A 22626-nucleotide genomic window follows, 5' to 3' on the forward strand; every position below is an offset into this window, starting at 1 on the left:
GCTATTACATATAGGAGAATTAGCTCAGCTGGGAGAGCATCTGCCTTACAAGCAGAGGGTCGGCGGTTCGAACCCGTCATTCTCCACCATTTAAATATTAGCCGGCCTAGCTCAACTGGTAGAGCAACTGACTTGTAATCAGTAGGTTGGGGGTTCAAGTCCTCTGGCCGGCACCATCTCAAGAGCCATTAGCTCAGTTGGTAGAGCAACTGACTTGTAATCAGTAGGTTGGGGGTTCAAGTCCTCTGGCCGGCACCATCTCAAGAGCCATTAGCTCAGTTGGTAGAGCATCTGACTTTTAATCAGAGGGTCAGAGGTTCGAATCCTCTATGGCTCACCATTTAAGCGGGTGTGGCGGAATTGGCAGACGCACTAGACTTAGGATCTAGCGCCTCACGGCGTGGGGGTTCGACTCCCTTCACCCGCATATGCAGAAGTAGTTCAGCGGTAGAATACAACCTTGCCAAGGTTGGGGTCGCGGGTTCGAATCCCGTCTTCTGCTCCATTATTTTGCCGGGGTGGCGGAACTGGCAGACGCACAGGACTTAAAATCCTGCGGTAAGAGATTACCGTACCGGTTCGATTCCGGTCCTCGGCACCATTATTCATTAAAATATATGCGCCCGTAGCTCAACTGGATAGAGCGTTTGACTACGGATCAAAAGGCTATGGGTTCGACTCCTATCGGGCGCGTTCATTTATACGGGAAGTAGCTCAGCTTGGTAGAGCACTTGGTTTGGGACCAAGGGGTCGTAGGTTCGAATCCTGTCTTCCCGACTACTAAGTTTTAGTAATGGGGGATTAGCTCAGCTGGGAGAGCGCCTGCTTTGCACGCAGGAGGTCAGCGGTTCGAACCCGCTATTCTCCACCATTTAAATGAAAATAAAGAGAAATAGATAATAGGGCGGCGTAGCTCAGCTGGCTAGAGCGTACGGTTCATACCCGTGAGGTCGGGGGTTCGATCCCCTCCGCCGCCACTAATATTAATTACGGATTATATTTAGGACCTTTAGCTCAGTTGGTTAGAGCTAACGGCTCATAACCGTTCGGTCGCAGGTTCGAATCCTGCAAGGTCCATATAATTTTTGGAGGAATACCCAAGTCCGGCTGAAGGGATCGGTCTTGAAAACCGACAGGGGCTTAACGGCCCGCGGGGGTTCGAATCCCTCTTCCTCCGCCATTTTTATTTAAATACTATTATCGCGGGATGGAGCAGTTCGGTAGCTCGTCGGGCTCATAACCCGAAGGTCGGTGGTTCGAATCCGCCTCCCGCAATTTTATATTTAGGTCCCGTAGTGTAGCGGTTAACACGCCTGCCTGTCACGCAGGAGATCGCGGGTTCGATTCCCGTCGGGACCGCCATTGTTATTATGGTTCAGTAGCTCAGTCGGTAGAGCAAAGGACTGAAAATCCTTGTGTCGGCAGTTCGATTCTGTCCTGAACCATATTAGCCGGCCTAGCTCAACTGGTAGAGCAACTGACTTGTAATCAGTAGGTTGGGGGTTCAAGTCCTCTGGCCGGCACCATCTTGGAGGGGTAGCGAAGTGGCTAAACGCGGCGGACTGTAAATCCGCTCCTTCGGGTTCGGCAGTTCGAATCTGCCCCCCTCCACTCATATCAATAGGGGCATAGTTCAACGGTAGAATAGAGGTCTCCAAAACCTTTGATGTGGGTTCGATTCCTACTGTCCCTGCCATGGCGGTTGTGGCGAAGTGGTTAACGCACCGGATTGTGGTTCCGGCATTCGTGGGTTCGATTCCCATCAACCGCCCTTTATTATTAATGGGCTATAGCCAAGCGGTAAGGCAACGGACTTTGACTCCGTCACGCGCTGGTTCGAATCCAGCTAGCCCAGTTATTGGCGGCATAGCCAAGTGGTAAGGCCGAGGTCTGCAAAACCTCTATTCACCGGTTCAAATCCGGTTGCCGCCTCCATTGATATTTATGCGGGAGTAGTTCAACTCTTAGAACACATTCCTTCCCGGAATGAGATATAGGTGTAAGTCCTATCTTCCGCTCCAATTATTACTTCCAGAATGGAAGCTTTTTTTATGCCTTTTTTTAGAAATCTACCATTCAAGTTAACAAACCTTCTTTTTCAAATCTCAATAGTTTAATTCAACCAGTTATTTTAAATGTTAAAATTATATGTATCAGTTATAACTATAAATACTCTATATTCAAGATGTTTATTAACTCATAGTTAAATTAATATGAATATTTGATTAAGTGTATTAAATTTCTTCAATTTTACTAATTAAGTATGCTATAATTAATTTGCAAGACAACATAATTGAATAGGAGGGTTATAGATGAAACTTAAAGCGCTGAGCTCTTTAATCTTTTCTGTAATTATAGCCGGCATGTTCTTCTTAATGAGTAATTCATCTGCTCAAGCAGCTGAACTTCCTTATGCCGATTCTATAAATGAGTTGAAAAGTAGTGTAAGTGATCATCAAGTTGTTCAACACATCGATTCAGCAGTGAATTCTAATCAACAACGCGTTGAACTTGTACGCTTAACGAATTCAGTAGACCAAGGTCAACCTACTGACAACTACAGTGTTAAACAGTCTACTAATTTTCAAACTCAAATTTCAGAGCAGCAAAACGCTTCAGGGCAAGTCAGTCAACAAGCTACACACAACAAAGCCAATCCAACTAATTTAAACAAGACTGGACAAGCTAATCCTTCTCAACAACAAGCAGTTAACCACTATGGTGATAACGAAACTGCCGTTACATCTGTTAACGTAACGAATAACAATTATTACTATTAATATCATCATTTAACATAGATTAAAAGCACTGGACATCGCGTCCAGTGCTTTTTGTTTATCCCCTAATTAAAAGAAAATTACTAATATTACATATTTTAGAATATATATTTACAAATATTAACTTTAAAACTAATATAGAGGATATTGAATTCTATAAGAAAGAAGGTTAATCATGTCATTAAGATATAACAGGATAACTACTATCCTTTTCTTTATAGGGCTTTTCGTGATGATTAGTCTTTATTGTGCGATTCCTATAGAGCAACAAGTTGCTGAAGGTTTGCACGTAGACAAGGGTAGTATCGCGCTTTCAAGTGTATGTTTCTCACTGTCATTTGCGATAGGTTGTTTATTCTATGGTATTCTTTCTGATAAATTCGGACGAAAAGTTGTCATTTCAGCTGGTTTACTTATTTTAACTATTATGACGCTCGCGATTACATTCGCGCAATCATTCCAATACTTCATTATTTTAAGATCATTACAAGGACTATTTGCAGCGACATTCTCACCAGTCGCTTTAACATATGTCACAGAGATGTTTCCTGCACGTAAACGTGTTACAGCAATTAGTTTTATTAGTACTGGTTTCCTTTTAGCAGGTGTCATCGGACAAATTTTTAGTGAGCTTATCGCTTCTTCACTAGGTTGGCAATATGTCTTTCTTATTTTAAGTGTAATTTACTTAGTATCATTAATCGCAGTAATCTTTTTTATACCTAAAAGTCCATACAAACAAGCTGACATTGATATCATTAGCTTCTTTAGTAATTTTAAATCAATTAGTAAAAATAAAAGCATCATTTTAGCGTATATTATAGCATTTCTATTATTGATGAGTTTCGTTAATATGTATGCCGTTTTAAATCTTTACTTAAACTCACCTCAGATTAATGCAGGTACTGAAGTCGCATATATCATTAAATTATTAGGTGTCATTGGTATGATACTATCATTAACTTCAGGTAGATTAAGTGACCGTTACAGTGTTAAAACAGTTTTATTCTTTGCCTTATTATTTGGTAGTGTCTTCTTAATTCTACTAGGACTTTCTGAAAACATTCTTATAATAGGGACATTAAGTGTCTTATTCGTTACATGTGTTTCATTCGCTGTTCCAAGCTTAATTTCTAAGATTGGTTTATTAACTAAAGAAAACAAAGGATTCTTCCTTTCAGTTAATACCTTCTTATTATTCTTAGGTACAGCAGTATCTCCAATTATCATTGGTTACATCCAAGCGATTGGCAATTATACAATCATGTTTACGTCGATAGGGGCACTACTATTCATAGGCTTTATCGCGTCAACTTGCTTACCTAAAATTAGATAATAAATTCAAGAACTAGATATGATCTAGTTCTTTTTTATATGCAATTATTTCATAAATTATGTTATCGTATTTAAGTATGCTTATTTACTAAAAGAAACTTATATAAAATATATCATTATGTTATGTTAAATGAAACGTTTTTGGCGTTCTAATCATAGTTTATAAACGAAACGCTCAAGAGATGATTATATGGAACGTATCGTAGGAATTGGTATCAATATACTTAACTACTTACCTTTATTCGTACTCATCATCTTATTTAATAGCTTAAGCAACTTATTCGCTGGAATGTTTGTGTTAGCGATAACGTCAGTCGTTTTACTATTCGTTTCAGTACTTATGCATAGCTATACAACGAACCACAAACGCTTGTGGTTGGTAAGCATGATCCTAAATGGTTTAAATGTCCTAGTTACGCTTACAACTACGTTCGTCATGTTTGCTTTACAATAACGTCTATTCAAATTGAGTGCTTTTTTACATTATTATCAAGACATCACAGTTAAGACCTTTATTTACCTTTGAAAAGCCCTTTAGAAAAGTTTTACGAAATGAGTTGAATTTCGATTAATGCTTAATTGCAAGGCATTTAAAAAAAGTTCAATAAACACTTAAAAACTTACTTAGTTTATCAAATTAGAAAGGAGTGTCGACGATGAAAAACGTAATGCGATTACTGCAAATATTAAATTACATCTTTCTTATACTATTAATTGTCGCAAGTTACAACAAGGTCGTTGATGGCTTTAGCCTTGTGGCTCTATTCGCCGGTACGTCAATCATCATTTTAATTGTAGATGTTATACTTAGACGCGCTAAGAAAATCTCGGATAGTAGCTTTGTAAGAAACATTCTACTTTGTGTATTAAATTTAGTTATTATTATCCCAATTATTTTTTATTTCATGTGGGTAGGCTTTTAAATTTTATAAAGGTTAATTCATACATTCATACTAAGTTAGAAATGTATAGATTAAAGTGGTCACTTTCAACAATGTAAGAGCAAACATTGAATATCTTTAGCAATTGCTTAGGAAGGTGATGTTATGAATCGTCATATATGCTGGATATTAAATATTTTGAATTATACGCAACTCTCGTTTACGATGGTTATTTTTCAAGATGCGTTTTGGCGTTTGATTGGGGTACCGCTATTCGTAGCAACATCCTTCACATTAGCCTTAGTTTCATCGGGTCTATCAAAGACGTTAAAAAGCCATCATAAGATATGGAAAATTAGTGCGATCTTAAATATAGTTAATATCGTATTAGCCTATATACTCGCTCGATTTTTTATCATGTAGTTTGATTACTAAGCAATCGCACCATATTGACGAAACGTCTAACTAATAGTATAATATATTAAATCAATAAAATATTAATCGATACAAGATTAATATTTTGAACTTCTAAAGGTTAGCCAGTGTGGTGGAATTGGCAGACACGCTAGACTCAAAATCTAGTTCTGAATAAGAGTGCCGGTTCGAGCCCGGCCACTGGTATCAAGAGACGTTTCCTCATTTAATGGGGAAACGTCTTTTTTTGTTAAAACTATTATCAATAGCCATAAAGAGAAAGGAAGGCATTATGAAACCGTTTTTCACGATTATCAGTTTGCTTAATTATATTTACTTTATCATTTCACAAAGTACGCACTTTATATTAGATACGCACAAAGCACTCATACCTATGACTATTTTCCCGGCGATATGCTTAATTTTAATCCTTTTAACGTTTATACCTATGCTTCATAATCGTAGCTGGAAACCAATCGTTATGCTTAATGCGATAGGCTTTGCGATACTAACACCGCTTGTATGGATCATCGCTTGGAACGGACTTCCGTTCTAAGTGCAATAAGATACCGAAATATGCAATCTCCTATTGTAGTTTTACCTGCCTTATACTATGATTATAGATATTGTAAACAAATAGAAGGAGATTATTAACAATGGAAGAATCGAAGTTTTCCTTCAAAAGTTTCTTCAACAATTTACTAAACGCCATTGGTGCTGGGGTAGTAATCGCATTATTACCAAATGCTTTGCTAGGTGAATTGCTGAAGTTCTTTAAGGAAGGGCAACCTTTTTTAGAATTAATTTACCAAATCGTTACAGTTATTCAATTCTTTATGTCATTCATTATTGGTGTGCTTGCTGCGAATGCGCTTAAATTCGGTGGTCCAGGTTCAGCAATGGTAGGAACTGCTTGTATGATTGGTTCTGGTGCGCTTCATTTTCAAGATGGGGCGATTGTTTTAAAAGGTATAGGCGATATTATTAACTTAATTATCGTACTTACGATTGCTTGTTTATTATATATGTTCTTAAATGGAAAGTTCGGCTCATTTGATATGATTATCTTGCCTGTCTTAATACCAGTTGTCAGTGCTGTAATAGGGCTGCTTACGTTGCCACATGTTTCAAAGGTAACGAAAGCGCTAGGTCAACTGATCAATGGTTTCACAGAACTTAATCCGTTATTAATGAGTATTCTAATCGCTGTATTCTACTCATTATTTATGGTGACACCGATTTCTTTAGTCGCTATCGCAACTGCGATTAGTTTAACAGGGCTAGGCAGTGGTGCTGCCAATATGGGTATTGTTGCAGCCTGCGTAACGTTTATATTCGGTTCACTACGTATTAATGCTACAGGTATTAACCTGATCCTTATTGTCGGTGCAGCTAAGATGATGATTCCTGTTTACTTTAAACATCCAATTATCGCGGTGCCATTATTTATAAATGGTGTCATCGCCGGTATCATCACCTATTTAATCGGCATTAAAGGAACGCCAATGTCAGCTGGCTTTGGTTATACTGGATTAGTCGGTCCACTCAATGCATTAAATCGCATGGACGGGGATACGATTATGAATATCATCTTACTCATTTTTGGTTATTTCATTATACCTTTCGTGTGCGGCTTTATTGTCCACCAGGTTTGTAAGAAGTGGTTACCAGGCTACGATGACAAGATATTTAAATTCGAAACAGTTAAATAACCTACATGCACCATCGATTTTCCCTTTTGAAAAGCCACGTGCGTTTAATAAGTCTGATTTAGATGACCTGAGATCTTAGCATCTCAGGTCTTTTTCTATATGAAAAGGGAATTTAAAAAAATATGAATTAAATATTGCATAATAATTCATGTGATTGTATAATCATTAATCATAATAGAGGAGGGGCTGCCATGACAACATCACGAATTTACACCAAGATTATGTCAGTCATATTAATGTTACTGCTCATCGTGAGTTCATTAACAAGTCAAGCTTTAGGAAAAGAAACGGACAAAACATGGGAAGATATAAAGAAACGAGGGGTCTTACGTGTCGGATTATCCGCTGATTACGCGCCATATGAATTTGAGAAACAAATTAATGGTAAACGTGAATATGTAGGTATTGATATTGAAGTAGCGAAACGTATCGCAAAGGATTTAGGTGTTGAACTTCAAATCGTGAATATGCAATTCGATACGTTACTCGGCGCACTTAAAACAGGCAAGGTAGATTTATTAATTTCAGCATTAACGCCTACAGCCGAACGTAAGAAGGAAGTGGACTTTTCCATAGATTATATGGAAGTTCCACAGAAGATGATCATGAAAAAGAAAGATAAGGATACGTTCAAAGATATCAAAGACTTTAATGGCAAGAAGGTAGGTGCGCAAAAGCAATCGACCCAAGAAGAACTTGTTAAGAATGAGTTACCTGACTCAGACCTTCAAGCTCTAGCTCGTGTACCTGAACTTATACTGTCATTAAAGACAGGGAAAATTGACGGTTTAGCAATTGAAGGGCCTGTAGCAGAAGCATATTTAATGAAGAATCCAGAATTAACCTTCGCACCAGGGGAATTTGATACGAAAGATAAAGGAACGGCGATCGCGATGCCTAAATCATCTCCAATCTTAATGGCAAAAGTGAATACAGTTCTAAAAGATATTATGGATAAAGGCCTCATTGATCAATATAAGGAAAAGGCTGGTAAAGCAATGTTAGATGATGGTTCGTTCTTGGCGAAGTACGGCGGGTTCTTAGCAACAGGTTTAAAGAACACGATCATCGTTTCTATAATAGGTGTACTTGCAGGTGCAATATTAGGTGGGCTCATTGCCTAATGAAATTAAGTCCTTTCATACCTTTAAAATGGCTAGCAGTCGTATACATCGAATTTATTCGAGGGACACCGTTACTCGTTCAAGTATTCTTAGTGTTCTTCGGAACGACAGCGGTACTTGGTTTAGATATTTCAGCACTCGTATGTGGGATTATCGCATTAATTATCAATAGTGCCGCATATATCGCGGAAATTATACGTGCTGGTATTAACGCAGTTGATAAAGGTCAAATGGAAGCGGCACGTAGTTTAGGGCTCAATTATAAACAATCTATGAAAGCGGTCATCATGCCACAAGCAATCAAGAATATCTTACCTGCACTTGGTAATGAATTCGTCACAGTCATTAAAGAATCATCCATTGTTTCAATTATAGGTGTGAGCGAAATTATGTATAACGCCCAAGTCATTCAAGGTGCCTCGTTTGATCCTTTCACACCACTCATAATTGCGGCATTATTCTACTTTGTACTAACGTTCACACTATCTCGATTACTAGCTTATATTGAAGGGAGAATGAGTGTCAGTGATTAAAATTAACCAATTATACAAATCATTTCAAACGAACGCGATTTTAAAGGGGATTGATTTAGATATTCATCAAGGGGAAGTCGTAGCGATTATAGGACCTTCAGGTAGTGGTAAAAGTACGCTATTACGCTGCATGAATCTACTCGAAACACCGACTAAAGGTCAGGTCATTATAAATGGTCAAGATGTAACGTTAAAGGGGACGAACATCGATAAGCTCCGTCAGAAGCTCGGTATGGTATTCCAGAACTTTAATCTCTTCCCACATAAGACCGTGGTTGAAAATCTTGTATTAGCACCAACATTATTGAATCAGGCTTCAACGTCAGAACTTAAGACGAAGGCACTCGCACTTCTTGAGAAGGTCGGCTTAGAAGATAAGGCGGATAGTTATCCTTCTACACTTTCCGGTGGGCAAAAGCAACGTGTCGCAATCGCACGAGCGTTAATGATGAATCCTGAGGTACTTCTATTTGATGAACCAACTTCAGCACTTGACCCTGAAGTCGTAGGCGAAGTTTTAGCCGTTATGAAGCAACTTGCGAAAGAAGGTATGACGATGGTTATTGTAACCCATGAGATGACATTCGCGCGAGAGGTTAGTGACAAAGTAATCTTTATGGCAGATGGCCAAATTGTTGAAGCGGGTGAACCAGAGTCGCTATTTATGAAACCGAGTCATGAACGAACGAAGCAATTTCTAAATCGCGTTTTATAAGCATATGAAAACCGTTAGGGTAGTTAAACTATTCGAACGGTTCTTCTTTTTGAAAAGGGCTTGAGACTTATTAAACAATTCTCTTAAACAGCATGCTTTCCTGGGGCATGGCCGGAGCCTGTAGTCTCCGGTCTCATGCTATTCCCCTAGGAGTCAGCTGATTTGAGAATTGCAAACAATAAAGTTTAAATGCTCTATTTCACAACTTATGTCTCAAGCTAAACAAATTATTTAGATTCGAAAGGGCATCAATTTCTTAAAGGGCTTTTCAAGTGGGGATGGAGAAAAAGTCTGTAACGATACATACGCTCACTGTAAAATATGATAAAATTAATACGTCAATTTCTACGGAGGGATAAGATGGATACTCGTGTATTGAAGGATGAAATCATTGCATATGCACATGAAATCGGGATCGATGAGATTGGTTTTACGACTGCGGATCCATTTGATGAGCTGAAACAACGGTTAAAGGCATATCATGAAAAAGGGTACGCTTCAGGATTTGAAGCAACGGATGATATTGAGTTAAGAACGAATCCTAAGTTTAGTCTACCAACTGCACGTTCAATTATCGCGATTGCGGTAGGCTATCCGAATAAATTACCGAACGCACCACGTAGTAAGCGTGGTGATCGTCGTGGTATGTTTGCGCGTGCGTCTTGGGGTATGGACTATCATAGTATCATGCGTATTCGCTTAAATAAGTTAGCTGACTTTATTAAAGCGCGCGTGCCTGATGTTGATATTCAGTCTATGGTTGATACGGGTGTGTTATCCGACAGAGCTGTTGCTGAACGTGCTGGACTTGGTTATGCCGCTAAAAATGGTTTCATTCTAAATCAGAAATTAGGTACATGGACGTATCTCGGTGAAATGCTCGTGAGTATTCCGTTTGAACCGGATGATCCTATTATGGATAGTTGCGGTGACTGTACGATTTGTATCGACCGATGTCCGACAGGTGCTTTAGTAGGTGACGGGTCATTAAACAGTCAGAAGTGCATCAGCTTTCTAACGCAAACGAAAGGTTACATGCCTGATGAATATCGTTACAAGATCGGTAACCGTCTTTATGGTTGCGACACGTGTCAGCAAGTGTGTCCGAAGAATAGAGGTATTAATACGACGCAAGAAGATATTGTGCTTGAGCCTGAAACATTGAAACCCCGTCTTGTTCCGTTACTTCAAATGTCTAATCGCGAATTCAAGGAGACGTATGGTCATTTAGCAGGTGCGTGGCGCGGTAAGAAACCGATTCAGCGTAATGCGATCTTAGCGCTCGCGCATTTTAAAGAAGTGGACGCGGTTCCTACTTTAAAGGGCGTGGCAGAAAACGATGCACGTCCAATGATACGCGCTACCGCTTACTGGGCGATTGGACAAATACTAGGTGATGATGCGAAAGGTTACATCGATTCACAGTATGATAATGAAATTGAAGAAGTTCAAACTGAAATGTTAAAAGGATTACAAAAAAGGAGTTAGTTTTATGACAAATCATGTAGTACTCTATCAACCTGAAATTCCAGCGAATACAGGTAATATCGCGAGAACGTGTGCGGCGACGAATACGAAACTACATTTAATTAAGCCACTCGGTTTTAGTACGGATGATAAAATGTTACGTCGTGCAGGGTTAGACTATTGGAAATTTGTTGATATTACGTATTATGATAGTATTGAAGCATTTTTTGAACAAACAGATGGCGACTATTTCTTATTAACGAAATTTGGTTCTAAGCCACATACGACTCAAGACTTTGGTGACGTATCAAAGGATTATTACTTTATCTTTGGTAAGGAAACGACAGGTCTTCCAAGTTGGGTGAAAGAGAAGTATGAAAATACTGCTTTACGTCTACCGATGACAGACAATGTACGAGCATTAAACTTATCGAATACTGCAGCTATTCTAATCTATGAAGCTTTACGCCAACAAGACTATCCAGAAATTCAATAAGGAGTCCTATTTATGAATCATTATGTCATTGCCAATGCGCGTATTTACACAGAATATAAGACGATCCATCACGGTTACATCGAAATTGCACAAGGTACTATTAAACGTATCGCAGAAGGTGACTACAACGGTGACTTAGAGGTCGTGGATGCTAAAGGTCACCACGTGTTGCCTGGCTTTATCGATATTCATATTCATGGTGGCTATGGTCACGATGCGATGGATGCCGACGCGGCTGGTTTAAAGCATTTGTCTCAACAGTTACTTTCAGAAGGGACAACAAGTTATTTACCGACTACCATGACGCAATCGTTTGATGCCATTGAAAAGGCCTTAACGGCCATTGCTAGTTATCACGAGCAAGCACCAGTGGATCATGCAGAAATATTAGGTGTTCACTTAGAAGGTCCGTTCATTTCAGAACATAAAGTTGGTGCACAAAATCCTAAATTCGTCAGACGACCAAGTGTTAATGATTTAGAACATTTATATGATGTGTCGAAACAAATGATTAAGATTGTAACGATTGCACCTGAGGTTGAAGGTGCGATTGAAACGATTGAACATTTAAGTGATCGTATCATCTTTTCATTAGGACATTCTGTAGCGACGTTTGAAGAGACGAATACTGCGATTGCGAAAGGTGCAAGACATATCACGCATTTATACAATGCAGGCCAAGGATTCAATCATAGAGCGCCAGGGCTTTTCGGGGCGGCTTGGACGAATCCTCTAGCACATACGGAATTAATCGTTGATGGTGTACATTCCCATCCTGAAGCGGTGAACATTGCGTATCAAATGAAAACGAACCGTCGCTTTTATTTAATTACCGATGCGATGCGCGCAAAAGGCATGCCAGATGGAGAATATGACTTAGGCGGTCAAAACGTGATCGTGAAAAATAACGAAGCACGCTTAGAAAGCGGTTCATTAGCCGGTAGTATCTTAAAGATGAATGAAGGATTAGCGAATTTAATGCGTTTCACACATGCATCTTTAGAAGATTTATGGCGCGTAACAAGTTATAATCAAGCCAAGGCATTAAATATTCATCATCAAAAGGGTAGTATTGAAGTAGGTAAAGATGCAGACCTTGTCATATTAGATGATGAGATTAATGTTTTAAAAACTATTAAAAATGGGTATATAGCTTATAATAAGTGACAAAACTGAAACTGATTGAAATAAGAGGAGTGTATATCATGGCAATGAACTTTAAAGTCTTTGGAAACAAAGAATTAACAACAGCATACGTAGCTGACATTATGAGAAAACAATTTAATAATAATCCAACTTCTATCGTAGGTGTGCACATTCAAGAAGAAGATATGCATATTTTAGACGAATTAAAAAAAGATGTTGATAGACATCCAGTTGATTTCAGCCAAATCGAAATTTTAGATTACGACAATAATGGTTCATTCTACAAAGCACTAGGTGTACCGAATAAACAAATTCACTCACTTCAATATAATGAAAACGTTGAAAATTATATTAAGGACAAAGTTAAGACTAAAGACAACAAAGGTAAATTAATATTTCAAGTTGTTTCAGTTGATGCAAAAGGCAGTTTAAACCTAAAAGTTGATTCTAACTTAATGAATGCGCGCGAGGTTATGGTTGTTGCAACTGGTGCAAACAAAGCTGACTTCATTAAGAAATTATATGAAGAGAATGGTAGTAGCTTCGAACCAGCTGGCCTTAATAACCACCGTATGGTTAATGTTATTTTAGACGAAGAAGCAGCACGCGGCTTACCTGAAGATGTGAAAACATACTTTACGCAACACTTTGCTTAATTAAGGAGATGACCTTCATGTCAGAGAAGGATAAACATATTAACCATGAGAATGAAATGGTTGATGGTTACGATGAAGTCGTAGAACTAGGAAAAGAAATGGAACAAATTTCTGAAGAGAACGATGAAGCGAAATATGATAAAGAGCATGAAGAAGCGGTTCGTTCAGACTTAGATGAAAACGACGAACAATAATACGTATTGAACTCAATCACGAAAGTGGTTGAGTTTTTTTGTGTTTTTGAGGCATTAGTGTAAGCGGGGGAATCGAGGGATTTTCAAAGGTTAGGGGAGGAAAGTGATCTCTAAGGTGACCATGAATACTTCTTGAAAAGCCCTATAGACGTAATTGTTGAAATTTTACTTATAAAGCTCAACTCGAATTTTCAATTCGTTAGTTGAACTTACAAAGAAGTATGAGCTTCTTTGTTCTTTTATATGTGCCGGGGACCCCACCCCTAGGATTCAGCTATTAGGGGATTATTATAAGGCTAAGCCAATTTTTTAGCTATTTAATGAATTGTAGGCATTAAAAAAGCTAGGAACATTAAGTTCCCAGCTTTTTGAGCATTTTAGCTCTAATTAGTTAACGCCAACTTGGTTCCAAGCTTGTTCAACTGCTTGAGCTTCAGTTGGACCATAAAGGTCTTCAGCAGATTGAATTAATGCTTGTTTAGCGTCTGTAAATTGAGAGTTACCAGTTAAATATTGAGTTAATGCACGGTAGTAAATCTTTTCTGATTTCTCTTTACCGATTTCATTGATTGTATTATAAGCAGCTTTGTTAGGGATACCACTGTTGATATGAACGCCGCCGTTATCTTGAGAAGTATATTGGTACATATCCATGTGATCTGGTTGGTTAAATTGACGAGGGTTAGACATGCTACGTAAAGCATCGCCTTCTTGACCAGGTGTATAAGAATCTTCACCCATTAACCAATCTTCATCGTCAACGAAGTAACCAAATACGTCAGAGAATGACTCATTTAAAGCACCTGGTTGGTTTTGATAAACAAGTTTAGCTGTTTTATCAGTTACAGCGTGTGTTAATTCGTGAGCAATTACGTCATCAGAAGCTGCTAAGCTAGTGAAACGTTGACCATCACCGTCACCAAAGATCATGTATTGACCATTCCAATACGCATTGTTTAAGTTGTATTGGTAATGAACAATTGATTCCATTGGAGCAGCATTGTTGTCATAGCTTTCACGATTAAATGTATCTTTATAGTATTTGTAAGTTTTATCTACATTGTAATGCGCATCTACACCAGCACGGTGGTTCTCTTTAGTAAAGTTAGGAGAATCATTTGTAATTTTAGATTGGATACCGTTAGTATTTTGAGCGTCGAACGTTTCGATTACTGTTGGTTTAGTTGTATCTTTAAGTTCATAAGTACCATTGTTGTTGAATACGTTTAATGGTTCTTTAGTGTCACCTTTAACACCAGTACCTGAACCTTGAACGTTTTCTTCTTTAAGGTTGTTTGCTTTAGAAAGAACTTCACCAGTTTCAGCGTCTACTTTAACTTCCCAGCTCTTTAAATTAGGTTTAATGTAATTAATTTTAACATTGTAAACTAATTTATTTTTGTCTGAGTCGATTTGTAATTTAGCCTCATCAACAACTTTATGGCCGTTGATATTTTTTACTTCGCTTTGTTTTTTTCCGATACCTTTAAAAGCACTTTTGATTGCTTGTTGCTTAGAAACTTTTTGTTGATTAGATACAGTAACGTTTTTCTTGTCTACTGAACCGTTAATCATTTCAACTTTATTACTTTTGTTCGTATGTAGCTTGATTTCGTTATCAGCTTCAACACCGTTTACTTTTGGTTTAAGTGTGTAGTGAGTGAAACCTTGTTCGTCTTTTTTAGATTCTGTTACTTCATAGTTTTTGTAGCCAGCAACACTTGAAGTTTTAGAACGTGAGCTTGTGCCACCACCGTTATTACCAATTGATTGAAGTGCTTTTTTAGCATCAGCATTAGATGTAACTGTTTTTTGTTCTACATCTTTATTAGCTGATTGTAATAATGATGTACGTTCTTTAGTGTCCTCTTTGGCATGTAATGCTTGAGTAGAAAGCGGCGCAGAAACTAATGTCGCTACCCCTAAAGTTAAAATAAGTTTCTTGTTCATTAAATGTCCTCCTACATAAAAATAATTTTAAATAAAATTGATAATTAATAAAAATTAAAAACCAAAATCATTCAGTAATGATTGTATTATGTAATCAAAACTATTTCAATAACCAAAACAAAATATTTAAAATTTTTTAGAAATTTTAACAATTGCGCTTTTTCTCAGATATATCAAGCTTGATGTAATTTCAAAACCAAGTTGTGATAAAATACTTACTAACAAGAATTAAAAGGAGTTTATTATGAAACTAAAACGTTTTTGGATACATCTGATGATTCTAACGGTCATTGTGAGTCTGCTATCTATTAAGGGATTTCCGATTGCTTTAGGCGCATTATATCTACCGGTGTTCTTTAAAGTTGTCGAGCTTCAAATGAACTTATCTAAAGGGCTTACTAAAGAAGATGTTCCTGCACATACTTTTATTAAAAGTAACCAAACGGGTGTTGTAGTGAGCGTTGTATGTATCTTTATCATTACAGCGATACTATTTAATGTATTAGGTTCGTTTTATAATGGGCTGAACGGTCTATTAGGAACATTAGTAACACTTAGTCCAATTACTTTAATAATCGCTGCCATTCTTTACATACTTACTGCAATTGCGGTTATTCAACGTGCTAAAGATAAGTTTTCATTAAAAGAATAAACTGTGAAATTTAATGAAGCATACACGTTTTTCGTACATTGAAGGTTGAATTTAATTAATGGTATAATTAAAGTAAGCAATTTATTAATTAAAAAGGGGAGCTTTATGATGTCAGTAAGAATTGAACATGATACATTTGGTGAAATCGAAGTACCTGCAGACAAGTATTGGGGTGCTCAAACAGAAAGAAGTAAACGTAACTTTCCAGTAGGTAAAGAACGTATGCCTTTAGAAGTTGTTTATGGCTTCGCACAATTAAAACGTGCAGCAGCAAAAGCAAACAATGAATTAGGTAAACTTAGCGATGATAAAAAAGATGCGATTGTACAAGCATGTGATCGTATTATCAATAAAGAGCTAGATGAGCACTTTCCATTAGTAGTTTGGCAAACAGGTAGTGGTACTCAAAGTAACATGAACGTTAACGAAGTTGTGAGCTATGTTGCGAATGAATACCTAAAAGAAAAAGGTAGCGACGAAACGGTTCATCCTAATGATGACGTGAATAAGTCACAAAGTTCTAACGATACTTTCCCAACAGCAATGCATGTTGCTTTATATCACGAAGTAGAAGCAAAACTACTACCTGCGATTAATAAATTACGCAACACTTTAAAAGAAAAAGAAGACAAATTCCAAGATATTATTAAAATTGGTAGAACGCACTTACAAGATGCTACGCCAGTTACATTAGGTCAAGAAATCAGTGGTTGGCGCTATATGTTAGATAAGTGTGAAACACTACTTAACGAATCAAGAAAGCACATCTTAAACCTTGCAATTGGTGGTACTGCCGTTGGTACAGGTATTAACGCGCACCCAGAATTTGGGGATAAAGTTGCTGCTTATATCAAAGAAAACACTGGTTACCCATTCGTTTCTTCTGAGAACAAATTCCACGCTTTAACAGCGCATGATGAAGTAGTTCAATTACATGGTAGCTTATCTGCATTAGCAGGTGATTTAATGAAGATTGCGAATGACATTAGATGGTTAGCTTCAGGTCCACGTGCTGGTTTAGGTGAAATTTCTATTCCTGAAAATGAACCAGGTTCATCTATCATGCCAGGTAAAGTTAACCCAACACAATGTGAAATGTTAACTATGGTAGCTGTTCAAGTTATGGGTAACGAAACAGTAGTGAACTTCTCAAGTTCTCAAGGTAACTTCGAATTAAACGTATTCAAGCCAGTTATCTTACACAACACATTACAATCTATCTATTTATTAGCTGATGGTATGAACACATTTAATGACAATTGTGCAGTTGGTATTGAGCCAATTGAAGAACACATTGATGAATTCTTAAACCGTTCATTAATGTTAGTAACAGCATTAAACCCTCACATCGGTTATGAAAAAGCAGCTTCTATTGCTAAAAAAGCACATAAAGAAGGCTTAACATTAAAAGAAGCAGCAGTAGCTTCAGGTCATTTAACAGAAGAACAATTCAATGAATGGATCAATCCTGAAGACATGGTACACCCAAAATAAGGAGGCAGTTATGGAACGCATTGCTTTAATTGATATCGGTTCCAATACGATTCGTTTAGTAATATTTGAATACAATCGCATGATTGGATTAAATGAAATACAAAATATTAAAACGCCTGCAAGGTTAAGTCAGTATCTCACAGATGATCAACAAATGACTGATGAAGGTATTGATGTATTAACAGACACTTTAAAAAGCTTTAAAAAGGTATCAGATAAATATAAAGTCGATGCGCTTTATCCAATTGCAACTGCAGCAATCCGTCAATCTGCTAACCAAGATGTCATTCTTCAAAGGGTTAAAGATGCGATTGATGTTGATATTCAAATCGTACCTGAAGAAGATGAAGCTTACTACGGTTATTATGCTGTAACCCACACAACTAGTGTACCTGATGGGGTTACAGTAGATATTGGCGGTGGTTCTACTGAAATTACTCTTTTCAAAGATAAAAAGCTAATTCACGCACATAGTTTTCCATTTGGTGTCGTGACGTTAAAACGTAAATTCTTCAACGGTGAACCTCATAATGATAAGAATAGTATTAAAAAGATGGAAAAATTCCTATCTGAACAATTTAAGTCATTAGACTGGATTCAAGATCAAGACATTCCATTAGTAGGGATTGGTGGGTCTGCGCGTAACGTTGCGCGCATCCATCAGTCAAATTTAAGTTACCCAATTGCGGGGGTACATGGCTACACGATGGATAAAAAGGACATCCAAAAAGTTTATGATATGATCCGTAAAAGTTCTCGAGATGACTTAACGAATTTAGATGGTTTAAGTCAAGACCGCGTGGATATTATCCTTCCAGCTGTTAGCGTATTTAAAACGTTGTATGAAGAAATTGATGCTACTCAATTCACGTTTTCTCGAAAAGGATTGAGGGAAGGGTATGTAATGAGCGAGTTGAGTAAAACGTATAAGGATGAATTCGATTCTAAAAAGGTCAGACAAGATGCGCTATTTCATTTAGCTAATGAATATAAAATTGAGAGTAAGGGCGCTGAGCAACGTGTTCGATTAGCAGAAATGCTTTTTAATCAGTTGCATGATCTTGGGAAACTTAAAGTTTCAGATAATCTTAAAGAGCTTTTCCTAAAGGGTGCATACTTATACTATTTAGGGTCCTTTATAGATGCTGATTCAAGTTCTCAACATACGTTCTATATTATCTCTAATTCAAGCATCAATGGCTTTACTCATAAGAATCGTGTTACGCTCGCGTTGTTAGCAAGCTTCAAGAACAAGACATTACTTAAGTTTTATAGTCATGAAATCGGCTGGTTTGACAGTAAGGAAATTGATGAAATTCAAGCATTAGGCGGTATTATTAAGTTCGTTAATGCGATGAATGTTTCTAATATTAATTCTGTAAGTCAACTTGATTTACAGCCTGCTAAGAAGAAAGGCTTTAATTTGTTTGTTCACTACAAAGGTGAACCAGTTGCTGAGGAGTATCAAGCTAATAGACAAAAAAAACACATTGAACGTATTTTAAAAGAAGACATGAATATAACCTTTACAAAAACTTTATAATTGGGCAATTAATAAGTTGAATGCATTTATGATATTCTGTAATTATACAGAGCTAAATATAAGTATGATAAGGTGGGGAATATAGTGAAAGATGCATCAAATAACAATTCTGTAGATATTAATAATCCTAAATACTATAACAACCGTGAATTAAGTTGGTTAGATTTTAACTATCGTGTTTTACAAGAGGCTTACGATGAATCAAATCCTCTATTAGAACAATTAAACTTCATTTCTATTGTAAGTTCTAACTTAGACGAATTCTTTATGGTTCGTGTCGCTGGTTTAAAAGACCAAGTTAAACTTGGATATGACAAACCTGAAAATAAAGCTCAGTTAACGCCAGAGGAGCAATTAACTGAAATCGAGAAAAAGAATCGTGTAAACGTTACAAAACAATATGAAAGATACAATGAATTATTAGATGAATTACGTAACTACCAGGTTGAAATGGTGCGCCCGGAAGAACTTTCTGAAGCACAGCTTCAACAATTAGAAGAAATTTTCAAGAATGATATTTTACCTACTTTAACACCATTAGGTATTGATGCATATCGTCCATTCCCAAAATTAAACAATAAAACGTTAAATATTTTCGTGGATATCGATACAGATGAAGAAATTAACTCTGCTATCGTTCAAATTCCTACATTATTAGACCGTTTTATTCCAATCAATGATGATAACAAGCAGTATATCGTCTTAATTGAAGATGTCATTACGCATTTCATTGAATATTTATTTAGAGGTTTTGACATCTTAAGTACTTATACATTCCGCATTACGCGTAATGCAGATTTAACTATCCATGAAGATGGTGCCGAAGACTTATTAATTGAAATCGAACGATTCTTAAAAGAACGTAAAAGTGGTGCTGCTGTACGTCTTGAAATCGATAATAGACGTCAAAACGATAACCAAACAAGCATTGATTGGTTAATCGACACATTAGAAGTTTCTGATGAAGATGTGTATTATGTAGATGGCCCATTAGACTTAACTATGGTATCTGATTTAGTTGGTCATTTATCTAATAAACTTAAACATCTTAAATACGAAAAATACATTCCACAACCACCACAATCATTAGGCAATGAAAATGTTTATGATTTATCATTACAACGCGATATTTTCTTCCATCACCCATATGAATCTTTTGAACCAATCGTTGATTTCATTCGTGAAGCTTCAGAAGATCCTAACACGATGGCGATTAAACAAACACTATATCGTGTAAGTAGTGATTCACCAATTATCGAAGCATTAAAAAATGCAGCTGAAAATGGTAAACAGGTAACAGTTTTAGTTGAGTTAAAAGCGCGTTTCGATGAAGAAAATAACGTACACTGGGCTAAAATGTTAGAAGATGCAGGTTGCCACGTTATGTATGGTATGACGCATCTTAAAACACACAGTAAAATTACGCTTGTAGTTAAACGTATGAACGGTAAGATGGTACCTTATGTACATCTTGGTACTGGTAACTACAATGATAAAACGGCTAAGTTATACACTGATATGGGTATTATCACTACAAATGAACAAATCGGTGAAGATGCGATGAACTTCTTTAACTACTTAAGTGGTTATTCAGTTAAACCTGATTACAACGAATTAATCGTAGCACCATTTGATATTCGTGATAAATTCATTGAACGCATCGATAAAGAAATCGAAAGTCATAGACAACATGGTAATGGTAAAATGATGATGAAAATGAATTCATTAACTGATAAAGCTATTATCTTAAAATTATTTGAAGCATCTCAAGCAGGTGTTAAAGTACAGCTTGTTGTCCGTGGTATCTGTTGTTTAAAACCAGGTATCCCTGGTGTAAGTGAGAACATTGAAGTAGTAAGTGTAGTAGGTCGTCTACTTGAACACTCTCGTATCTACTACTTCCATAACAACGGTGACTCAAGAATGTACTTATCTTCAGCGGATATTATGACACGTAACATGATTAAACGTGTTGAAATTTTATTCCCTGTACATGATCCTAAAATTGCGAATCGCTTAAAAGAATTCTTAGAGTTACAACTTTCTGATAACCAAAAAGGTCGTTACATGGACAAAGAAGGTAAGTATCATTACAATAAGAATGACCGTCAGCCATTAAACTCTCAACTTTATTTAATGAATGAAGCTATGGAGTATGGTGAAAAGTTAAGAAATAAAGGTACGACTTCTGTAGGTCAACCTGTGAAACCTAAGCGTTCTTCTTGGGTACACAAGCTTAAAAGCCGTTTCAATCGTAAATAAGACATTATATCTATGACCATAGTTCTTCTTTCGACTTGAATAGTGTTAAATAAGTTAATTTCCTTAACAGCATGCTTTCCTGGGGCGTGGCTGGAGCCTGTAGTCTCCAGACTCACGCTACTCCCCTGGGAGTCAGCTGTTAGGAAATTACTTTATTATTAAACAAGAACTCATAAGATAAGCTCACCTTAATCACATGATGTGGTTAAGGTGAGCTTTTTAATTTAGGTCTAAAATATGGTTCTCTAACAAATTCGTTTACGATGCTATCGAGTACGAGATTGCTTCACGTAAAATAGGTTTATGTGCGTTCATAAATCTCATCTCGCTATTCCTAGCTTCAAATTTATTTTTTCGTATCGTCTAACGAAACGGATATGCGTTCTTTAGTTAAAGGATGTGTAAAATCGATTTGATGACTGTTAAGTTTAAGCTTTCTTAGCGTTGAGTCGCCATATAAAGGGTCACCAAGGACCGGATAACCTAAGTCGGCTAGATGTACACGTATTTGGTGTGTTCGTCCTGTATCAAGCTTTAAATCAACCTCACAAACACCTTCTTTAATCATCTTAGAATCAAGGATATGAGTGATGGCTGCTTGACCCGTAGTTGAAATACGTCTCTTATTTGGATGGAATTTATCTTTACCAATCGGTTTATTGATTGTTTGAGGTTTTATTGGTAATAGACTTTTCACATGCGCCTTATAAATACGATTAATATGGTTATCTTCTAGCATGCGGTCAAGAATCTTCTTCATAATCGGATTTTTAGCGACGATAAGTAAGCCAACTGTTTCCTGGTCTAGACGATGGATAGGCTCAACATAATCCGTATCCATTGTATAGATAAGATGGTTCATGAGCGTATTACTTTCTTTTAAATCATTCGGATGTGTTTTAACACCTTTAGGTTTCTTAACAATGGCTAAGTCATCGTCTTCATACATAATATTCGCTAGTCGGTAACTTGGTAAATAATTACTTTTATCCTCTGGGTTTGGTACAAATACGTTGTCGCCAGTTTCAACTTTATCTGTAAGTTTAGCGGCGTTATCATTAATTGTTATGTCTTTAGACATATTTAATTCATGCAATGCCTTTTTAGGAAGTTTTAATTCTTGGAAAATTTCTCTAATTGTATAGTTATTGTAAGACTCTGGTACTTTAAACTTCATAATAGCCTCCTTATCACTCACATATTTTATCATATTCACTATCTTGAAAGTGAGATTACTTTAAATTCCTACGATTTCATTAAATATATTTTAATTGT

At 36.9% G+C, this 22626-nt stretch carries 18 protein-coding genes, 24 tRNA genes and 1 pseudogene; 41 read left to right on the forward strand and 2 right to left on the reverse strand.

From position 1 onward, the window contains the following. Positions 1 to 13 precede the first annotated feature (13 nt). From A33S_RS0100270 to A33S_RS12390, 37 genes and pseudogenes are all read left to right on the forward strand, one after another. Positions 14 to 89: transfer RNA gene (locus A33S_RS0100270), tRNA-Val, on the forward strand. 11 nt (positions 90 to 100) lie between these two features. After that, positions 101 to 176: transfer RNA gene (locus tag A33S_RS0100275), tRNA-Thr, on the forward strand. Positions 177 to 184: 8 nt separating this feature from the next. Beyond that, a tRNA-Thr gene (locus A33S_RS0100280) sits at positions 185 to 258 on the forward strand. Positions 259 to 264: 6 nt separating this feature from the next. Then, positions 265 to 340, forward strand: a tRNA-Lys gene (locus A33S_RS0100285). A 5-nt stretch (positions 341 to 345) separates the two neighbouring features. Further along, a tRNA-Leu gene (locus A33S_RS0100290) sits at positions 346 to 427 on the forward strand. Positions 428 to 430: 3 nt separating this feature from the next. Further along, a tRNA-Gly gene (locus tag A33S_RS0100295) sits at positions 431 to 505 on the forward strand. 7 nt (positions 506 to 512) lie between these two features. After that, positions 513 to 601, forward strand: a tRNA-Leu gene (locus tag A33S_RS0100300). Positions 602 to 619: 18 nt separating this feature from the next. Continuing rightward, a tRNA-Arg gene (locus A33S_RS0100305) sits at positions 620 to 693 on the forward strand. A gap of 10 nt (positions 694 to 703) precedes the next feature. After that, positions 704 to 777: transfer RNA gene (locus tag A33S_RS0100310), tRNA-Pro, on the forward strand. 18 nt (positions 778 to 795) lie between these two features. Then, positions 796 to 871 (forward strand) — tRNA-Ala (locus tag A33S_RS0100315). 32 nt (positions 872 to 903) lie between these two features. Then, positions 904 to 977: transfer RNA gene (locus tag A33S_RS0100320), tRNA-Met, on the forward strand. 26 nt (positions 978 to 1003) lie between these two features. After that, positions 1004 to 1077: transfer RNA gene (locus A33S_RS0100325), tRNA-Ile, on the forward strand. A 10-nt stretch (positions 1078 to 1087) separates the two neighbouring features. Continuing rightward, positions 1088 to 1180 (forward strand) — tRNA-Ser (locus A33S_RS0100330). A gap of 21 nt (positions 1181 to 1201) precedes the next feature. Beyond that, positions 1202 to 1275: transfer RNA gene (locus A33S_RS0100335), tRNA-Met, on the forward strand. Between the two features lie 11 nt (positions 1276 to 1286). After that, positions 1287 to 1362, forward strand: a tRNA-Asp gene (locus tag A33S_RS0100340). A gap of 10 nt (positions 1363 to 1372) precedes the next feature. Further along, positions 1373 to 1445: transfer RNA gene (locus A33S_RS0100345), tRNA-Phe, on the forward strand. A gap of 5 nt (positions 1446 to 1450) precedes the next feature. After that, positions 1451 to 1526 (forward strand) — tRNA-Thr (locus tag A33S_RS0100350). A gap of 4 nt (positions 1527 to 1530) precedes the next feature. After that, positions 1531 to 1611 (forward strand) — tRNA-Tyr (locus A33S_RS0100355). 11 nt (positions 1612 to 1622) lie between these two features. Next, positions 1623 to 1696: transfer RNA gene (locus A33S_RS0100360), tRNA-Trp, on the forward strand. A 2-nt stretch (positions 1697 to 1698) separates the two neighbouring features. Next, positions 1699 to 1771: transfer RNA gene (locus A33S_RS0100365), tRNA-His, on the forward strand. A gap of 12 nt (positions 1772 to 1783) precedes the next feature. Continuing rightward, positions 1784 to 1855: transfer RNA gene (locus A33S_RS0100375), tRNA-Gln, on the forward strand. 5 nt (positions 1856 to 1860) lie between these two features. After that, positions 1861 to 1935 (forward strand) — tRNA-Cys (locus A33S_RS0100380). An 11-nt stretch (positions 1936 to 1946) separates the two neighbouring features. Beyond that, positions 1947 to 2021, forward strand: a tRNA-Gly gene (locus A33S_RS12145). A 291-nt stretch (positions 2022 to 2312) separates the two neighbouring features. Next, complete coding sequence (locus A33S_RS0100385; protein ID WP_009384174.1) at positions 2313 to 2780, forward strand: hypothetical protein; 468 nt, start codon at positions 2313 to 2315, stop codon at positions 2778 to 2780. A 172-nt stretch (positions 2781 to 2952) separates the two neighbouring features. Next, on the forward strand, positions 2953 to 4113 hold the full coding sequence (locus tag A33S_RS0100390; RefSeq protein ID WP_081502227.1) for an MFS transporter: 1161 nt from the start codon (positions 2953 to 2955) through the stop codon (positions 4111 to 4113). A 189-nt stretch (positions 4114 to 4302) separates the two neighbouring features. After that, the gene (locus A33S_RS0100395; RefSeq protein WP_009384170.1) at positions 4303 to 4566 is read left to right on the forward strand and encodes a hypothetical protein; all 264 of its coding nucleotides are present in this window, start codon (positions 4303 to 4305) and stop codon (positions 4564 to 4566) included. A gap of 202 nt (positions 4567 to 4768) precedes the next feature. Next, positions 4769 to 5035 (forward strand): hypothetical protein, encoded by a 267-nt coding sequence (locus tag A33S_RS0100400; protein ID WP_009384169.1) that lies wholly within the window; start codon positions 4769 to 4771, stop codon positions 5033 to 5035. 496 nt (positions 5036 to 5531) lie between these two features. After that, positions 5532 to 5614, forward strand: a tRNA-Leu gene (locus A33S_RS0100410). A gap of 85 nt (positions 5615 to 5699) precedes the next feature. Continuing rightward, positions 5700 to 5963, forward strand: coding sequence for a hypothetical protein (locus A33S_RS0100415; RefSeq protein WP_009384165.1), 264 nt, complete (start codon positions 5700 to 5702; stop codon positions 5961 to 5963). Between the two features lie 100 nt (positions 5964 to 6063). Continuing rightward, entirely contained in the window at positions 6064 to 7119 is a 1056-nt protein-coding gene (locus A33S_RS0100420) for a PTS sugar transporter subunit IIC (RefSeq protein WP_009384163.1), read from the forward strand. A 191-nt stretch (positions 7120 to 7310) separates the two neighbouring features. Continuing rightward, positions 7311 to 8776 (forward strand): annotated as a pseudogene (locus A33S_RS11490) (ABC transporter substrate-binding protein/permease). Beyond that, entirely contained in the window at positions 8769 to 9491 is a 723-nt protein-coding gene (locus A33S_RS0100430) for an amino acid ABC transporter ATP-binding protein (RefSeq protein ID WP_009384161.1), read from the forward strand. The pseudogene A33S_RS11490 and the gene A33S_RS0100430 overlap by 8 nt, the downstream one beginning before the upstream one ends. 360 nt (positions 9492 to 9851) lie before the next feature. Further along, positions 9852 to 10979, forward strand: coding sequence for a tRNA epoxyqueuosine(34) reductase QueG (queG, locus tag A33S_RS0100435; RefSeq protein ID WP_017176439.1), 1128 nt, complete (start codon positions 9852 to 9854; stop codon positions 10977 to 10979). Positions 10980 to 10983: 4 nt separating this feature from the next. Beyond that, positions 10984 to 11454 carry a tRNA (uridine(34)/cytosine(34)/5-carboxymethylaminomethyluridine(34)-2'-O)-methyltransferase TrmL gene (trmL, locus tag A33S_RS0100440; RefSeq protein WP_009384159.1) on the forward strand — a complete coding sequence of 157 codons (471 nt, stop codon included), beginning with the start codon at positions 10984 to 10986 and terminating at the stop codon, positions 11452 to 11454. Between the two features lie 12 nt (positions 11455 to 11466). Further along, the gene (nagA, locus tag A33S_RS0100445) at positions 11467 to 12621 is read left to right on the forward strand and encodes an N-acetylglucosamine-6-phosphate deacetylase (RefSeq protein ID WP_009384157.1); all 1155 of its coding nucleotides are present in this window, start codon (positions 11467 to 11469) and stop codon (positions 12619 to 12621) included. A gap of 38 nt (positions 12622 to 12659) precedes the next feature. After that, a complete protein-coding gene (locus A33S_RS0100450; RefSeq protein ID WP_009384156.1) occupies positions 12660 to 13256 on the forward strand; it encodes a 6-phosphogluconolactonase in 597 nt (198 codons plus the stop codon). Positions 13257 to 13273: 17 nt separating this feature from the next. Then, complete coding sequence (locus A33S_RS12390; protein ID WP_009384155.1) at positions 13274 to 13450, forward strand: SAS053 family DNA gyrase inhibitor; 177 nt, start codon at positions 13274 to 13276, stop codon at positions 13448 to 13450. Between the two features lie 387 nt (positions 13451 to 13837). On the opposite strand, the gene A33S_RS0100460 is transcribed toward A33S_RS12390, so the two are convergent. Continuing rightward, complete coding sequence (locus A33S_RS0100460) at positions 13838 to 15400, reverse strand: M4 family metallopeptidase (RefSeq protein ID WP_009384154.1); 1563 nt, start codon at positions 15398 to 15400, stop codon at positions 13838 to 13840. A 244-nt stretch (positions 15401 to 15644) separates the two neighbouring features. Between A33S_RS0100460 and A33S_RS0100465 the strand changes: the two genes are divergently transcribed. The 4 genes from A33S_RS0100465 (at position 15645) to A33S_RS0100480 (ending at position 21351) form a co-directional block, all read left to right on the forward strand. Further along, entirely contained in the window at positions 15645 to 16052 is a 408-nt protein-coding gene (locus A33S_RS0100465) for a hypothetical protein (RefSeq protein WP_009384152.1), read from the forward strand. A gap of 108 nt (positions 16053 to 16160) precedes the next feature. Then, complete coding sequence (gene fumC, locus A33S_RS0100470) at positions 16161 to 17546, forward strand: class II fumarate hydratase (RefSeq protein WP_009384150.1); 1386 nt, start codon at positions 16161 to 16163, stop codon at positions 17544 to 17546. A 10-nt stretch (positions 17547 to 17556) separates the two neighbouring features. Next, positions 17557 to 19089, forward strand: a complete 1533-nt coding sequence (ppx, locus tag A33S_RS0100475; RefSeq protein WP_009384148.1) for an exopolyphosphatase — start codon at positions 17557 to 17559, stop codon at positions 19087 to 19089. A gap of 84 nt (positions 19090 to 19173) precedes the next feature. Next, positions 19174 to 21351, forward strand: a complete 2178-nt coding sequence (locus A33S_RS0100480) for an RNA degradosome polyphosphate kinase (protein ID WP_009384147.1) — start codon at positions 19174 to 19176, stop codon at positions 21349 to 21351. A 346-nt stretch (positions 21352 to 21697) separates the two neighbouring features. Here the strand turns inward: A33S_RS0100480 and A33S_RS0100485 are convergent, their stop codons facing one another. Further along, positions 21698 to 22528 carry an RluA family pseudouridine synthase gene (locus A33S_RS0100485; protein WP_017176440.1) on the reverse strand — a complete coding sequence of 277 codons (831 nt, stop codon included), beginning with the start codon at positions 22526 to 22528 and terminating at the stop codon, positions 21698 to 21700. Positions 22529 to 22626 lie beyond the last annotated feature (98 nt).

The sequence above is a fragment of the Staphylococcus massiliensis CCUG 55927 genome, from assembly GCF_000298075.1.
GTDB classification, from domain to species: domain Bacteria; phylum Bacillota; class Bacilli; order Staphylococcales; family Staphylococcaceae; genus Staphylococcus; species Staphylococcus massiliensis.